12 protein-coding genes are annotated in these 15,272 nt (G+C 67.6%); 10 read left to right on the forward strand and 2 right to left on the reverse strand.

The genetic code is table 11. The features are described from left to right. Positions 1-20 precede the first annotated feature (20 nt). A complete protein-coding gene (locus CLV77_RS04405) occupies positions 21-1,265 on the reverse strand; it encodes an ABC transporter substrate-binding protein (RefSeq protein WP_076979089.1) in 1,245 nt (414 codons plus the stop codon). A 238-nt stretch (positions 1,266-1,503) separates the two neighbouring features. On the opposite strand from CLV77_RS04405, the gene CLV77_RS04410 reads away from it, so the two are divergent. From CLV77_RS04410 to CLV77_RS04455, 10 genes are all read left to right on the forward strand, one after another. Continuing rightward, the gene (locus CLV77_RS04410) at positions 1,504-2,241 is read left to right on the forward strand and encodes a response regulator transcription factor (RefSeq protein WP_076979088.1); all 738 of its coding nucleotides are present in this window, start codon (positions 1,504-1,506) and stop codon (positions 2,239-2,241) included. Then, entirely contained in the window at positions 2,241-3,689 is a 1,449-nt protein-coding gene (locus CLV77_RS04415) for a sensor histidine kinase (RefSeq protein WP_076979087.1), read from the forward strand. Before CLV77_RS04410 ends, CLV77_RS04415 begins: the two co-directional genes overlap by 1 nt. Positions 3,690-3,967: 278 nt before the next feature. Next, entirely contained in the window at positions 3,968-4,747 is a 780-nt protein-coding gene (gene dsrO / locus CLV77_RS04420) for a sulfate reduction electron transfer complex DsrMKJOP subunit DsrO (protein ID WP_076979086.1), read from the forward strand. After that, on the forward strand, positions 4,734-5,882 hold the full coding sequence (nrfD, locus tag CLV77_RS04425) for an NrfD/PsrC family molybdoenzyme membrane anchor subunit (RefSeq protein WP_197685760.1): 1,149 nt from the start codon (positions 4,734-4,736) through the stop codon (positions 5,880-5,882). The genes dsrO and nrfD overlap by 14 nt, the downstream gene beginning before the upstream one ends. Further along, positions 5,875-8,973 carry a molybdopterin dinucleotide binding domain-containing protein gene (locus tag CLV77_RS04430; RefSeq protein WP_076979084.1) on the forward strand — a complete coding sequence of 1,033 codons (3,099 nt, stop codon included), beginning with the start codon at positions 5,875-5,877 and terminating at the stop codon, positions 8,971-8,973. The genes nrfD and CLV77_RS04430 overlap by 8 nt, the downstream gene beginning before the upstream one ends. A 64-nt stretch (positions 8,974-9,037) precedes the next feature. Further along, positions 9,038-9,601 (forward strand): DUF2478 domain-containing protein, encoded by a 564-nt coding sequence (locus CLV77_RS04435; protein WP_076979083.1) that lies wholly within the window; start codon positions 9,038-9,040, stop codon positions 9,599-9,601. A 2-nt stretch (positions 9,602-9,603) separates the two neighbouring features. Continuing rightward, complete coding sequence (ubiT, locus tag CLV77_RS04440; protein ID WP_083707895.1) at positions 9,604-10,140, forward strand: ubiquinone anaerobic biosynthesis accessory factor UbiT; 537 nt, start codon at positions 9,604-9,606, stop codon at positions 10,138-10,140. Next, a complete protein-coding gene (gene ubiU / locus CLV77_RS04445) occupies positions 10,130-11,143 on the forward strand; it encodes a ubiquinone anaerobic biosynthesis protein UbiU (protein ID WP_076979082.1) in 1,014 nt (337 codons plus the stop codon). The genes ubiT and ubiU overlap by 11 nt, the downstream gene beginning before the upstream one ends. Before the next feature lie 2 nt (positions 11,144-11,145). After that, complete coding sequence (gene ubiV / locus CLV77_RS04450) at positions 11,146-12,072, forward strand: ubiquinone anaerobic biosynthesis protein UbiV (protein WP_076980976.1); 927 nt, start codon at positions 11,146-11,148, stop codon at positions 12,070-12,072. Between the two features lie 159 nt (positions 12,073-12,231). Further along, positions 12,232-13,326 carry a YeeE/YedE family protein gene (locus CLV77_RS04455; protein ID WP_076979081.1) on the forward strand — a complete coding sequence of 365 codons (1,095 nt, stop codon included), beginning with the start codon at positions 12,232-12,234 and terminating at the stop codon, positions 13,324-13,326. Between the two features lie 58 nt (positions 13,327-13,384). Here CLV77_RS04455 and CLV77_RS04460 read toward each other — a convergent pair whose 3' ends face one another. Then, the gene (locus CLV77_RS04460) at positions 13,385-15,253 is read right to left on the reverse strand and encodes an ATP-binding protein (protein WP_083707683.1); all 1,869 of its coding nucleotides are present in this window, start codon (positions 15,251-15,253) and stop codon (positions 13,385-13,387) included. Between the last annotated feature and the right edge of the window lie 19 nt (positions 15,254-15,272).

Here is a 15,272-nt window from a genome sequence, read left to right on the forward strand (position 1 = left end):
GGCAGGCCGAGGTTTCCAGGTTACATGCTGTTCTGAACGGCTGTCAGCAGCTGCTGCACAGCGTCGTCCGACGACATGTCGGAGTTGAAATGCGAGGTCACCACGTCGGTGATCGCGCCCGCCTGCGCCCCGCGCAGGGCCATGCCATGGGCATAGCTGGGCAGAAGCGAGCCGCCTTCCGAGCTTGCCTTCATGTCCTCGGCGGACAGATGCGCACAGCTGTCGAACTCGTCCAGCTCAACGTCGGTCCGGGCCGGGATCGACCCTTTGTTCAGATTGAACACCTTCTGGAAGTTCTTGCCGACGACCAGCTTGGCCAGAAGCTCCTGGCCGGCCTTTTTGTCGTCACCGCCGACGTCGAACATCGCGAAACTGTCGACGTTGTAGAGAAAGCCGTCCCCCGGGGTGGACGCGCAAAGGAAATCTTCGCCCGGCACCTTGCCTGCGGCCAGAAATTCGCCCTTTGCCCAATCGCCCATGATCTGGAAGGCCGCTTCGCCGTTCATGACCATCGCGGTGGCAAGGTTCCAGTCGCGGCCCGGGAAGTTCTCGTCGACAAAGCCGCGCATGGTGCGCATCTGGTCGAACACGGCCTTCATCTTGTCCGAGGTCAGCGTGTCAGCGTCGAGGTCGACGAAGGCCTTGCGGAACCCGTCGGGCCCAAGAATGCCAAGCGCCACGCCTTCGAAAACGGTCGCGTCCTGCCAGGCCTGGCCACCATGCGCCAAGGGGATGACGCCGGCAGCCTGAAGCTTCTCGGCGGCGGCGTTGAACTCGTCCCACGAGGTGGGCATCTCGATGCCATTGGCTTCCAGCACGTCGGCGTTGGCCCAGATCCAGTCAACCCGGTGCACGTTCACCGGTGCCGCGCACCAGGTGCCCTCGCACTTCATGTGGGCCGCGATCGAAGAGGGCAGGACATCCGCCCAGCCCTCGGCCTCGGCTACGGACGAAATGTCTGCCAGAACGCCTTCTTCGTACCATTCCTGGATGGCCGGGCCCTTCAGCTGAACGGCGGTGGGCGCGTTGCCCGACAGGACCCGTGCGCGCAGCGCGGTCATGGCGGCATCACCGCCACCGCCCGCGACCGGCATGTCGGTCCATGTGCCGCCATTGTCGGCGAATTCCTTTTGCAGGACCGCCGCCGACTTGGCTTCGCCGCCGGATGTCCAGTAATGCAGGACCTCGGCCTGGGGTTCGGCCACGGCAACGCTGGCCGAGATCATCGCGACCGCGGACACGGCGCTGAATACGGATTTCTTCATTGTTTGGTTCCTCCCTTTTGCGGATCGGGCCAGTTCTCGTGGCCCGGGATCCTGTGGAGAAATTCTGAACTGCACCGCCCAAGCCATGCAACAACGGCAAACCGGCTATTCCCCCCGCGGAAGCAGAATTCCGACCGATCTGTTACCAAGTGTTACCCGGGCGTTGATTCTGTTGCTTGATGTTACATAGGAGGCTCCACCGGGGAGGGGAAAGAACGCTTAGGTTGGGAGGCCAGGAGTGACGATTCCACGAGTTCTGGTCGTCGATGATGATCCTGAATTGCGCAGCATGCTGACCCAGCTGTTGCAGCAGAACGGGTGCATCGCGCTGCCCGCCACGGGCGAAGCCAGCATTCGCAAGCACCTGGCGGCGGGGCGGATCGACCTGATCCTGCTGGATGTCATGCTGGGCGACGAAAGCGGGGTCGAGATATGTTCGCGCCTTCGCGAAGACCAATCCGTGCCCATCATCATGATCTCGGCCCTGTCGTCCGACAAGGATCGCATGGCGGGGTATGCGGTCGGTGCCGACGACTACATCGCCAAACCCTTCAATCCCGAACTGCTGTTCGCCCGTATCCGTGCGGTGCGCGCGCGGTCCCACCGGACATCCTCGCTGGCATATCGCCGCCGCAAGGCGGTGTTCCGCTTTGCCGGCTGGACCTACGATTCCAAACAGAACGAGGTGCTGTCGCCCGAGGGATACCTGGTTGCCCTGTCGCGCCGCGAAACGGCCCTGTTGCAGGCCTTGCTGGCCAACCCGCACATCCCCCTGACCCGGCAGGAGATTGCGGCGGCCCTGCATGTGACCAGCGATGACGAAGCGCCCTCGGACTCGGAGGGGCGCGCCGTCGATGTTCTGGTCGGACGCCTGCGCGCCAAGATCGAGGCCAACCCCAAGCACCCCGAGATGCTTCGGACCGAACGCGGCGTCGGCTATGTCTTCGCCGTCGATGTCGCGACCGAGGAACCTTGATGCGCGACCTGCAAAGCCTGCGCGTCGGTGGGGTTCTGGCGGTGTTCACGGCATTTCTGCTGGGGCTGGTGGCGGCGGGCATGTGGGTCCAGTCGAATGCACGATGGGCGGCCCACCTCAACGACGCCCGGTTCGCGGGCGCGGTTCTTTACGACAGCCTGGCATCGGGCAGGGCGCCGCCGTCGGGAATGAGCGTGAGCACGCTGGCCCCCAGGGACCAGCAGCAGGCGGAACGGGGCCGGTTCGAGGCCATCGCGGACGTGCCACGCCCGCCGATCGTGACGAACTTTTCCATCAGGCCAAGCCTGTCGGGCGATCGAAGCTCGGCGCCGCTGGTCTTGGCCGCTATCTCGCCCGATCTGCGCTACCCGCTGGCAAGCGTCTCCTCGCGGCCGGATCAGACCCCGGCCGAGACCATGGGATCCTTTGCGCAGCTGCTGGCCACCTACTGCAGCAACCCGGTGCTGATCGCCAAGCTGGGAGAGGCCCCATGGGTCCGGATCACGGGCGCCGGCATCTGGGACTGTGCCGCGGGACCCTCGGATTTCCGCCTGCTGGCCGGCGTGCTCGCGCTGCTGGCCATCGGTATGCTGTTCACACTGGTTCTGAACACCTCGGCCCGTTTTGCCGACTTCGCCCAGATGCTGAGGGATCGCAAGCGCATCGGCGGCCCCGACGTCTACGAGACCGGGGGCGTGCAGGAATTGCGCGACATCGTCTCGGCGGTGAACACCTACCTGGCGATCGAACGCGACATGCTGGCCGAACGCGCCGCCGTCCTGTCGGGGGTCAGCCACGACCTGGGCACCCCCGCCACCCGGCTGAAGCTGCGCACAGCCCTGATCCAGGACAACGAGCTTCGCGCCAAGCTGGAATCCGACATCGACAGCATGACGGGCATCATCGAAAGCGTGCTGACCTATACCCGCGCCGAGCTGGACGCCGAGGCGCCCCGAAAAATCTCGCTCACGTCGCTGATTGAATCAGTGGTGGCCGATTATCAGGACACCGGCCGTCCGGTGGAATTCCAGATCGGCGAGAAGCTGTCGGTACGGGGCGGGCAGTCGCTCTTCATGTCGCGGCGCGGCTCGGGGACCTTGCCGCAGGACGACAAGGTGATCGTCTTCGCGCGCCCCGTCGCGCTGGGCCGCGCCTTGTCGAACCTCATCGAGAATGCCTTGAAATACGGGCGTCGCGCCAAGGTTTCGCTGGAGCGGGATGCAGACACCGCGATCATCACCGTCGAGGACGAGGGGACCAATGTCTCGGCCGAGAAGATCGCGACCCTGGTGGCGCCCTTCAAACGCGGCGACAACACGCAGATGATCAAGGGCCACGGGCTGGGACTGACCATCGTTTCGACGGTTGCGAATTTGCACGGCGGATCCCTGACGTTCGAGCCGGGCGCCAAAGGGCTGCTGGCCCGCCTGACGATCCTCAGACAATAGCGCGGCTCAGCGCGCCGATCCGGGCAGCAGCCGGCGCTGTCATTCCGTGCCGCCTGCGGCCCACAATTCCCCCGACCAAGCCGCCCCACGGGGCGGCTTAGTGCGTTCAAGCACCCCCCGATCCCCGGAAAGGCAGCCCCTGCCATGGCAAAGGCCCCCGCCTGGCGCATGCCCGCTATGCGCATGGTGAAAGTTGATGTCGATCAAACCGTTCCATCCCAACCGGTTGCTAGAGAGGGGGCGTTCCACTTCGAAGAATAACGAGGGCAGGAGAAGAGATGGATCTCGCCAGACGGCTCTTTCTTTCACAGGGCGCGAAGATGACGGTGGGGGCGGCTTTCGTGCCGCTGGCCAGCGTCGCCCAGGCAGGTATCAACGACCAGCCCCCCCGGCGGGGCGGTGATCCGGCGCGGCGCTATGCCATGCTGATCGACCTGCGCCGCTGTATCGGTTGCCAAGCCTGCACCGTGGCCTGCCACATCGAGAACCAAACCCCCTTGGGCAAGTTCCGCACCATCGTCTCACAGACCGAGGTCCAGAGCCTCGAGACCGCAGAGCCCGCGCAATTCATGCTGCCGCGCCTGTGCAACCATTGCGACAACCCGCCCTGCGTGCCGGTCTGCCCGGTGCAGGCCACCTGGCAGCGCGAGGACGGGATCGTCGTCGTCGACAGCGACCGCTGTGTTGGCTGCGCCTATTGCGTGCAGGCCTGTCCCTATGACGCGCGCTTCATCAACGACCGGACCCAGACAGCCGACAAGTGCACCTTCTGCGCCCACCGGCTTGAGGCGGGGTTGTTGCCGGCATGCGTCGAATCCTGTGTCGGCGGGGCGCGGATCATCGGCGACCTGAACGATCCCGAAAGCCAGATCGCCCGCATGGTCGAGCAATACCGCGACGAGCTGATGGTGCTTCAGCCCGACAAGAACACCCGGCCGCATGTCTTCTACCTGGGCATGGACGCGCGTTTCGTGACCCGCCCCGCGGCCGAGCCCAGCCTGTGGACCGTGCGCAACGGCGAAGGCGAAGAACTGGGGTATGAATATGCAGAGCATTGAACTGATCGCGCCACGCTACGGCATCGCCTGGTACCCCTGGGCCGTGCAGTATTTCTTCCTGATCGCGCTGTCCTACGCCTCGCTTTGGCTGGCGGTGCCGGGGGTGGTCCTTGGGGTTGAGCGTTGGAAGCCGGCGGCGCGCCTGGCATTGCTGGGCGCGGTCGCGACCGCGATCGTGGCGCCCGTCACGCTGCTTGCCGACCTGCACCAGCCGCTGCGCTTCTGGCATTTCTACGCCTACCCGAACCCCACATCCTGGATGGCGCTGGGCAGCATCCTTCTGCCGCTATACGTGGGCGCGACCCTGGGACTGGCATGGTTGGTCTGGCGCGAACCCCTTCGGGCCCGCGCGGGCGAGGGCGGCATTCAGGGATGGATCGGGCGTCACGTTCCGCTCGGCGCCTGGGCCACGCCGCGCTGGCTTGTGGTCCTGCTGGGCCTCGTGGCGGTCGCGCTGTCGGTGGGGGTGATGGTCTATACCGGGGCCGAGGTCGCGATCCTGAAGGCACGGCCGCTGTGGCACACCGAATACCTGCCTGCGATGTTCCTGCTGACGGGGGTGATCGGCGCGGCCGGCCTGGCCGTGGTGATCAACCGGGTTTCGGGCATCCGCCACCCGGTCGCGGGGGACCAGTTCCTCAGCGTGATCCTGGTCTCGCTGGTGCTGGCGGGGCTGGTGGCGGGGGGCTGGCTGGCGCAGGGCCTTTCGATCAACGAGGGGTCGGTCGCGGCCGCGCTCGGTTCGGTGCGCGACAATCCCGAATGGCGGCGCCTGGCCTACTGGGGCGTGGTGGCCGGGGTCTTCCTGTTTCTGGCCTCGGGGTTGATGGAGGTGCTGGGATCGCTGCGCGGCACGCGCTGGGTGCTGGGCCTGCTGGCCCTCTACGTCGCCTGGAGTTTCCGCTGGACGGTCCTGATGGAGGTGCAGACCGTCGCGCGCAACAGCGCGGGGTTCCAGAACTACGCCGTCGGCATGGGCTCGCAGGGGCTGCTGGGCATCGTCGGAAGCTTCGGTCTGCTGCTCTCGGTCCTGCTTGTCATCGACCTTTTCGTGCCCTGGCGCGCCGCCCTTGGCGGGCGCGACGGAACGCCCGACCACTCCCCCGCCGTTCACGGAGAACCTGATCATGGATAAAAGCCGCCGCAGACTGCTGAAGGTGGCCGCCGCCGCAGGCGGGGCCGCGACCTTCGCCGCCGGCTATGCCGAACCGCTTGAGAAGCTTGCCCACGGGCTGAGCGGCAGCGCGGGCGAAAAGCCGGCCCACCCGGTCTATGGCAACGCGCCCAAGCCCGAATACAGCGTTGACCTGAAAACGGGCGCGCTGACACCCAACGCCGAGCAGCGCATGGCCTTCACCGTCTGCTACGGCTGCACCACGAAATGCGGTGTCCGGGTGCGGATCGACAACGCCACCGACCGGGTGATCCGGGTCGCGGGCAACCCCTACAATCCGCTGTCGGCCGACCGCCACCTTGACCACGCGACGCCGGTGCGCGAGGCGCTGCGCTGCGTCTCGGCCTTTGGCGAGGCGGGTCAGATCAACCGCTCCACCGCCTGCGCGCGGGGCAACGCCATGATTGGACAGATCGACAGCCCGCACCGGGTGCTCAAGGTGCTCAAACGCGCCGGCAAGCGGGGCGAGGGGAGGTGGACCTCGGTCCCGTTCGAGCAGGCGATCGAGGAGATATGCGAGGGGGGCGACCTTTTCGGCGAGGGACCGGTCGAGGGTTTGCGCGCCATCAACGATTACGAAACACCGATTGATCCCGAGAACCCCGAGTTTGGCCCCCTCAGCAACCAGCTTCTGGTGATGGAGGCCACGGACTACGGACGCTCGGCGCTGCTTAAACGCTTTGCCTTCAACGCCTTCGGAACCCGCAACTACGGGCACCACGGGTCCTACTGTGGCCTGGCGTTCCGCATGGGGTCGGGCGCGGTCATGAACGACATGGCCAAGTTCGCCCATACCAAGCCCGATTTCGCCAACGCCGCCTTCGGCCTGTTCATCGGCTCTGCGCCCAGCCAGTCGGGCAACCCCTTCAAGCGCCAGGGCCGTCTTCTGGCCGAGGCGCGGGCACGGGGGACGCTGGACTACGTGGTGGTGGACCCGGCGCTGAACGCCTCGGTGGTGGAAAGCGCGGGGGCCCACTCCAACTGGGTGCCGGTGCGGCCCGGAACGGACAGCGCGCTGGCAATGGGCCTGATCCGCTGGCTGCTGGAGAACGACGGCTACGCGGCCGAATTCCTGGCCCTGCCCTCGGCCAGCGCCGCCGACGCGGCGGGCGAGGTCGGCCACACCAATGCCAGCCACCTTGTGATCGTGCAGGCGGACCACCCCAGGCAGGGGCATTTTCTGCGCCGCTCGGACCTGGGCGAGGTTGCGCCGGGGGCCGAGGGCGATCTGCCCATGGTCTTCGATCACGGCAAACTTCTGAGCGCCGAGGCCTCGAGCCGGGGCGATCTGTTCGCCGACGAGACCCTGGTACTGCCCGACGGCGGCCGCATTGCGGTCAAGAGCAGCCTGATGCTTCTGCGCGAGGCCGCGCTGGAATACAGCATGGACGAATACGCCGAGGCATGCGGTGTCCCCCACGAGCGCATCGCCGCCATCGCAGCCCGGTTCAAGGCCGGCGGTCGCCGGGCGGTGGCCGATTGCCATGGCGGCATGATGTCGGCCAGCGGTTTCTACGCCACTTTCGCGGTGCAGCTTATGAACCTGCTGGCCGGTTCGATCAATCATGCCGGCGGTTCGGCCCATGGCGGCGGCAGTTTCAACGGCACCGGCAAGGGGCCGCGCTATGACCTCGCCACCTTCCCCGAGATGCGCAAGCCCAAGGGGATCTTCCTGTCCCGCTCGAAGTTTCCCTACGAGAAGTCCTCGGAGTTCAAGCGCCGGGTGGCGGCGGGGGAGGATCCGTATCCTGCAACTGCGCCCTGGCGTTCGCTGGCGCCGCCGACCCTGTCGGAGCATCTGGCCTCGGCGCTGGATGGCTATCCCTATCCGATCAAGGCGCTGATCGGCTGCATGGCCAACCCGATCTACGGGCAGGCCGGCCTTGACGCGCTGATCGGCGAACGGCTGCGCGACCCGGCCCGGCTGGGCCTCTACGTGGCCGTCGACGGTTTCATCAACGAAACCAACCGCTACGCCGATTACATCTTCCCCGACTCCGTGATGTACGAGGTCTGGGGCTTCACGGGCGCCTGGTCCGGCAACCTGACCAAGATGACCACGGCCTGCTGGCCGGTGGTCGCGCCGCGCCAGGTCAAGACCGCCGACGGTCAGCCCGTCAGCATGGAAAGCTTTTTCATCGCCCTGGCCAAGCGTCTTGGCCTGGCCGGCTTTGGCGAGGGGGCGATCCCCTCGGCCGATGGCGCGCTTTGGCCGCTGAACACGGCCGAGGATTTCTTCCTCCGGGCCGGCGCCAACATCGCCTTCATGGGGGAGCCTCTGCCGCCGGTCACCGACGACGACGCCGAGCTGTCGGGCCTGGCCTCGCTCCTGCCCCGGATCGAGGCCGTTCTGCCCGAGCAGGAGCGCGGCCCGGTCGCCTATCTTTATGCACGGGGCGGGCGGTTTCAGACCTATGACGGCGCCCATGACGGCGAACGGCTGGGCAACCGCTGGAAACGCACGTTCTGCATCTACAACGAAGAGGTGGGTACCGCCATCGACAGCCAGACCGGGCGGCGCCACAGCGGCGTGCCCGGCCTGCGCGTGGCGCGGCTGGCCGACGGCACCCCCATGCGAGACCGGTTCCCGGAGGCCGAATGGCCGCTGCTGGCCTTCTCGTTCAAGTCGAACCTGATGAACCCATATGCCGCCGGGCTGGATCGCTTGCGAATGATCAAGCCCTACAACCCCGTGCTGATGAACGACCGGGACGCGGCCCTGATGGGGATCGGCCACGGCGACCTTGTCAGGATCGAAAGCCCGGGCGGACATGTGATCGGCATGGCGCTGGTCAGCCGGGGCGTGATGCGCGGCGCGCTGGGGATCGAGCACGGGTTCGGCCACCGGGAGCTGGGCGCCGCCCGGCACAGCATCGACGGGCAGGATCACGGCGGCAACCCCTGGGTGGGGGCCGGGGTGAACCTGAACGACCTGGGCTTTGCCGACCCCACCCGCCGCGTTCCCGGCACCTGGCTGGAGCCGATCAGCGGCGCCGCCGTCCGCCAGGGCCTGCCGGTGCGCGTGTCGCTGCATGAAAGCGCCCCGGCCTGATCGGGCCGGGGCCGCTGGGCCGCTGGGCCCATCAACAAGACACTTCGCGCAAAGGGAGAACGCGATGAAAATTGCCTACACGAAATCAAGCGGCCCCGGGGCCACGGACCGGCTGCTGACACGGCTGGCCGAGCGGCTGGAGGAGGGGGGCGCCCGGCTTTGCGGCACCATTCAGGTCAACCATGACGCGCCCGGCCAGCGCGGCTGTGACATGGACGTGACCGTTTTGCCCGACGGGCCCGTGGTGCGCATATCGCAGGCGCTGGGCCGCCATGCCGAAGGCTGCCGCCTGGACCCGGAGGCGCTGGAACGGGCGGTCTCGCTTACCTCCGACGTGCTGGAGGGGGGCGCGGTCGACCTGCTGCTGGTCAACAAGTTCGGCAAGCATGAGGCGGCGGGCGGAGGGTATCGCACCCTGATCGCCCGGGCGCTGGAGTTGGACCTGCCGGTGCTTGTGGGGCTGGGCGGTCAGAACGCCGAAGCCTTTCACGCATTCACCGGCGGCATGGGCGAGGCGCTGCCCTCGGACCTGCGGGCGCTGGTCGAGTGGTGTCGGGAGGCCGGCGTGCCAGTCGCCGAGAGCGCGGAGGGGGCTGTGGTTGGATCCGGCCGGCAAGGTGCCGCATGACCATGGCCCATCCCACGCCACCCCCGCCCCGACAGGGCGGGCTGGCCCTGCGGCTGATCGGGGTGGTCCCGCCCGTCCTGATGCAACCGGCGCTGGGCCGGATCGTGCGCCGGATCGCCGCCCTGCACCCGTCGATCTTTCAGCGGCTGGGCGATTGCCGCAGCGCGACCTTCGTGATCGAGCCTCGCGATATGGGCTTTGCCCTGGTCCTGCGCCCCGATCCCGCCAACCCGCAGCTTCGCGCCGTGAAGCGCGACGCCATCCCCGACCACCGGGCCCGGATCAGCGGCGATTTCCTGACGCTGCTTGCGCTGGTCGATGCCGGTGCCGACGGCGACGCGCTGTTCTTCTCGCGCGATCTGACGGTCAGCGGCGACACCGAGGCGGTCGTCCGGCTGCGCAACGCGCTCGACGATGTCGAGGGCTCGATCGCAGGCGATGCCGCCGCGCTTTTCGGCCCGCCCGGACAGTTCCTGTTGTCGCGGCTGCGCGATGCCGCGGCCAACGTCACGCCCAAGGAGGGCCCCCATGCCATTTGACGAACCCGCCATCGCCGAGCTGGTCTGCCCCGCTGGCACCCCGGCCGCCCTGCGCACGGCGGTCGATGCCGGGGCCGATGCGGTCTATTGCGGCTTTCAGAACGAAACCAACGCCCGCAATTTCCCCGGCCTGAACTTCACCCCCGAGGAGCTGGAGGCCTCGGTCGCCTATGCCCATGACAGGGGGGCGAAGGTGCTGCTGGCGCTGAACACCTACCCACCGGCGGGCCGGTTCGCGCTGTGGCGCGATGCGGCCGATACCGGGGCGCGGCTGGGGGTCGATGCCTTCATCGTCGCCGACATCGGCGTGGCGGCCCATATCGCCCGCGCCCATCCGGGCAAAAGGCTGCATCTGTCGGTGCAGGCCGCGGCCTCCAGCCCCGAGGCGATCCGCTACTATTGCAACGAATTCGGCGTGCGCCGCGTGGTTCTGCCCCGCATCCTGACCATCCCCGAGATCCGCAAGATCAAGCGCGAGATCCCCTGCGAGATCGAGACCTTCATCTTCGGCAACCACGGCCTGATGGTCGAGGGGCGGTGCAGCCTGACCAATTACGCCACCGGCTGCTCGACCAACATGGACGGCGTCTGCTCGCCCGCCGCCGACGTGGAATACGCCCGCGAGGAGGATGGCTCGCTCTCGACCCGGCTGGGCGCGTTCACCATCGACCGCTTTGGCCCCGGCGATACCGCCGGCTATCCCACCATCTGCAAGGGACGCTACCTCGCGCCGGCGCGGCCCGAGGGCTATTACGCCTTCGAGGAGCCGGTCAGCCTGAACCTGTCGCAGCTCTTGCCCGAGCTGATCGACGCCGGCGTCAACGCCTTCAAGATCGAGGGCCGCCAGCGTTCGCGCAGCTACATCCGCACTGTCGTGTCGACCTTCCGCGACGCGGTGGACGACATCCGCGCAGGCGTTCTGCCCGACATGGCCGACCTGCTGGCCCTGACCGAGGGGCAGAAGCAGACCCAGGGCGCATTCGAAACCAAGAAATGGCGGTGAAGATGACACAGACCCGACCGGCGCGCGCCGCCCTGACCCTCGGCCCGATCGCCTATCACTGGAGCCCCCGGATCCGGCGCGATTTCTATGCCCGCATTGCCGACGAAGCCCCGATTGATGCCGTCTATGTCGGCGAGGTCGTCTGTTCCAAGCGCGCGCCTTTCGTCGAAGATGCCCTGCCCGAGGTGGTGGAGCGTCTGCGGCGCGGGGGCAAGCGGGTGATCCACTCATCCCTGGCCGAGGTCATGCTCCCCCGCGAGCGCAAGGCGACGGCGGCGCTGGTCGCCGAGGACGCGCTGGAGGTCGAGATCAACAATGCCGCGGGCCTGCTTGGGGCAGACGGGCGGCGCCATCGCATCGGCCCCTTCATGAATGTCTACAACGCCGAAACGCTTGACGAGCTGGTGCGCCGGGGCGCCGAGCATGTCTGCCTTCCGGTCGAGATGCGCGCGCCCTCGATCGCGCTGATGGCGGCGCGGGGTCAGCAGATCGGCGTCGGGATCGAGGTGCAGGTCTTTGGCCGCGCGCCGCTGGCCACCTCGGCGCGCTGCTACCACGCCCGCGCCCATGGCCGGACCAAGGACAACTGCCGGTTCCTGTGCGAGAAGGACCGCGACGGCATGCCCCTGACCACCCGCGACGGAAGCCCCTTCCTGCGGGTCAACGGCATCCAGACGCTGTCCGAGACCTACGTGGCGCTGGGCGATGAGGTGGCCGCGCTTCAGGCCATGGGTGTCTCGCACCTGCGCCTGATGCCCGAATTGGTGGACATGGTTGCCGTGGCGCGACTGTTCGACGGGCTGCGATGCGGCACCATGGCCCCTGACGAGGCCACCGCGCGCCTGGCCGAGCTGAGCGCCCGGACGCCCCTTTCGAACGGCTTCTACCACGGCAAGCCGGGGCATCGGCACTTGGTGGCGCAAGCCTAGGGCCAGGCCCGGCGCCTGATCCTTGTCCGCAGGGCTAAAGGTGTTGGCAGCAATGGAAAAATGCCGCCCCTTTGATCCAGATTAAACCGCTGGTCGGCCCCGCGCGATAGCCCGGGGGAAAGAGGGGCGGACCCCACGACCAGAGCAGGAGACAAGACGGTGATAGAGACTTTGATCGACTGGATCGGAACGGCGGACCTGCTGCTTTTGGGGGGCGTGTCGGTGGGGTTCCTCTTCGGGGCCTTTGCCCAGCAAAGCCGCTTCTGCCTGCGGTCTGCCGTGACCGAGTTCCGCCGCCGCGAACCGGGCACCAAGCTGGCCGTGTGGCTTTTTGCCTTCTCGGTCGCCATGGCCGGGGTTCAGACCGCCATCATCCTGGGCTGGCTGGACGTGTCGCAATCGCGGATGATCGCGGCCACCGGCAGCATGTCGGGCGCGGCCATCGGCGGCCTTCTCTTCGGTGTCGGCATGATCTGTGCCCGGGGCTGCGCGACGCGGCTTCTGGTGCTGTCGGCCACCGGCAACCTGCGGGCGCTTCTGGCCGGGCTGGTCTTTGCCGTGGCGGCGCAATCGGCCTACATGGGCCTGCTGGCGCCCCTGCGCAACGGGCTATCGGCGCTGTGGGTGGTGCCGGGTGGGCATAACCGGGAGGTGCTCAGCCTGCTGGGCGGCGGGCCGCGCCTGGGGCTGGCGATCGGGTTGCTGTGGCTTTGTGCCGGGCTGGCGGTCGCGCTTTACAGCCGGGTCAGCCGCGCCAAGCTGATGGCGGCCATCGGCGCGGGCCTCGCGATCCCGCTGGGCTGGATCTTCACCTACTCGGTCTCCCAGGCCTCCTTCGACATCGTGTCGGTCGAATCGCTAACCTTCTCGGGGCCCTCGGCCGAGCTGCTGATGCTGACCGTCGCCCCCTTCGACAAGGCGCTGGACTTCGGCATCGGGATCATGCCCGGCGTCTTCCTGGGGGCCTTCACCGCGGCCTTCCTGACCGGGGAGTTGAAGATCCAGGGATTCGACAGCGGCCACACGGTGCCGCGCTATGTCGCCGGGGCGCTTCTGATGGGGTTTGGCGCCATGCTTGCGGGCGGCTGCGCGGTAGGGGCAGGGGTGACCGGCGGCTCGATCCTCGCGGTCACGGCCTGGACGGCGCTGATCGGAATGTGGGTCGGCGCCATGGTGGCCGACTGGGCCTTCGTACGCTTTGGGGCCGAGGCCGAGGGCTCGGTCTCGTCAAGCGAGCTGGCGCCGTCGGTCTAGGAAGCGTCAGATCGGGCCGGTGTATGATGCACGCTGCACGGTGCGTGGCTGGGCCGGCCTAGTCTGCCCATTCCGGGCGGGCCGCGGGCAGGCCCGAGGCCGCGATCGCGCCCCGGATCGAGGCGAAGGTCAGCGGCTTCGACAGCACGTCGTCCATGCCGGCCGCGCGGCAGCGGGCGACATCCTCTTCCATGACGCTGGCGGTCAGGGCGACGATGAACATCCCCGCCTTTTCGGGAGAGAGAGCGCGGATGCCGCGCGTGGCCTCCAGCCCGTCCATCACCGGCATGTGCACATCCATGAAGACCAGGTCGAAATGGGCGCGGGCGGCGGCCTCGACCGCCTCCTTGCCGTCGGTCACGGCGCGGACCTGGTGGCCCAGCTTCTCGACCATGGCGATGGCCACGTCGCGGTTGATCGCATTGTCATCGGCGATCAGGACCTGAAGGGCACGGCCCGAAGGGACGGCCGTATCAGGCTCTGCCGAAGCAGGGGGAGCGGGGGGCGCGACCGGATCGGATTGCGCCGCCTGGGCCTCGGCCCGGGGCAGGGGAAGGGTGAACCAGAAGGTGCTTCCCCGGAGGCGGCCGCTTTCAAGGCCGATCCGCCCGCCCAGCGCGGTGACGAGTGCTTTGGAAATCGGCAGCCCCAAGCCACTGCCGCCGAACCGGCGGGTGGGCCCGCTTTCGGCCTGCTCGAACCGCTCGAAGATGCGCGCGGCGTCGGCCTCGTTGATGCCGATGCCTGTATCCACGACCTCGAATGTCAGCCCGGTCGCGCCCTCGCCCGGGCGGTCGGGCCGGCAGCGGATGGTGACATGGCCGGCGTTGGTGAACTTGACGGCATTGCCCGCAAGGTTGACCAGGACCTGGCGGATCCGGTCCTTGTCGCCCAGGAATTCGCCCTCGGCCCCCGGCTCGACCCGGACCGAAAGGCTCAGACCCTTCTGCGCGGCGGCGGCGGTGAGCAGGTCGCCCACCTCCTCAATCAGCGCGGCGGGGCTGAAGGGGGTCGCGCGGACCTCCAGGTGGCCTTCCTCCAGTCGCGCGAGGTCCAGGATGTCGTCGACGATCGACAGCAGCGCCTTGCTGGAGCGGTGGATCGTCTCGACCTTGCGGTGCTGCACCGGGTCGAGCTTCGAGTCGGCCAGCATCTCGGCGACGGGGATGATGCCGTTGAGGGGCGTGCGCAGCTCGTGGCTCATGGTGGCCAGAAAACGGGACTTGGCGGCCAGCGCCCGCTCGGCCTCGGCGCGGGCCTGTTCCAGCGACGAGACGTTCTCGAGGACCTGGCTGCGCATGACGCTGAAGCTTTCGGTCAGGCGCCCCACCTCGTCCGAGGAGGGGTTGGGCAGCTTGACCTGGTAATCCCCTGACCCAAGCTCGTCCGCCGCTGTCGCCAGCTGTGACAGGCGGCGGGTGACCAGCCGGTCGATCAGCACGCCGATCCCGGTCGCTAGCGCCAGGAAGAACAGGATCGCGCCCAGGCCCAGCCGGCGCAATTCCCGTTGCAGGGCGGCGATCGGCTCGCCCAGGTCGACCGAAACGTCCATCGTCCCCCAGGGTTCGCCATGTACGCGGATGGCCTGGGACATGTGGATGTAGTTCTCGCCCGTGTCGCGGTTCACCCGGAAAAGCGGATAGACCTGAAGCCCGTCCTTTCGCGTCAGGATGATGTTGTGCCAGTCGGGAAAGCCTTCGCCGACGCTGTTCAGCGTCTCGTGGATCGCGGCGTTCTGGTTGCTGAGGATGAAGGGCGAGATGCCGTCGATCAGCACGGTCAGCTGGCGGTCGACTTCCCGGCGCTCGACTTCCATCAGGACATTGGTGATCCGCGGCACCATCACCAGTTGGAACATGCCCACGATAAGGACCACGAAGACAAGCATCGCGGACCAGTATCGTTTTCTGATCGACCAGCCGGTCATGGTGAACGCCTGCGATGAC

Source organism: Brevirhabdus pacifica (genome assembly GCF_002797755.1).
Classification (GTDB): Bacteria; Pseudomonadota; Alphaproteobacteria; order Rhodobacterales; family Rhodobacteraceae; genus Brevirhabdus; species Brevirhabdus pacifica.

What these genes read in the sequence shown, in the direction of transcription:
- CLV77_RS04405 (WP_076979089.1), bottom strand. Translation starts at nt 1,265, where the DNA reads ATGAAGAAATCCGTATTCAGCGCCGTGTCCGCGGTCGCGATGATCTCG.
- CLV77_RS04415 (WP_076979087.1), top strand. Translation starts at nt 2,241, where the DNA reads ATGCGCGACCTGCAAAGCCTGCGCGTCGGTGGGGTTCTGGCGGTGTTC.
- dsrO (WP_076979086.1), top strand. Translation starts at nt 3,968, where the DNA reads ATGGATCTCGCCAGACGGCTCTTTCTTTCACAGGGCGCGAAGATGACG.
- nrfD (WP_197685760.1), top strand. Translation starts at nt 4,734, where the DNA reads ATGCAGAGCATTGAACTGATCGCGCCACGCTACGGCATCGCCTGGTAC.
- CLV77_RS04430 (WP_076979084.1), top strand. Translation starts at nt 5,875, where the DNA reads ATGGATAAAAGCCGCCGCAGACTGCTGAAGGTGGCCGCCGCCGCAGGC.
- CLV77_RS04435 (WP_076979083.1), top strand. Translation starts at nt 9,038, where the DNA reads ATGAAAATTGCCTACACGAAATCAAGCGGCCCCGGGGCCACGGACCGG.
- ubiT (WP_083707895.1), top strand. Translation starts at nt 9,604, where the DNA reads ATGGCCCATCCCACGCCACCCCCGCCCCGACAGGGCGGGCTGGCCCTG.
- ubiU (WP_076979082.1), top strand. Translation starts at nt 10,130, where the DNA reads ATGCCATTTGACGAACCCGCCATCGCCGAGCTGGTCTGCCCCGCTGGC.
- ubiV (WP_076980976.1), top strand. Translation starts at nt 11,146, where the DNA reads ATGACACAGACCCGACCGGCGCGCGCCGCCCTGACCCTCGGCCCGATC.
- CLV77_RS04460 (WP_083707683.1), bottom strand. Translation starts at nt 15,253, where the DNA reads ATGACCGGCTGGTCGATCAGAAAACGATACTGGTCCGCGATGCTTGTC.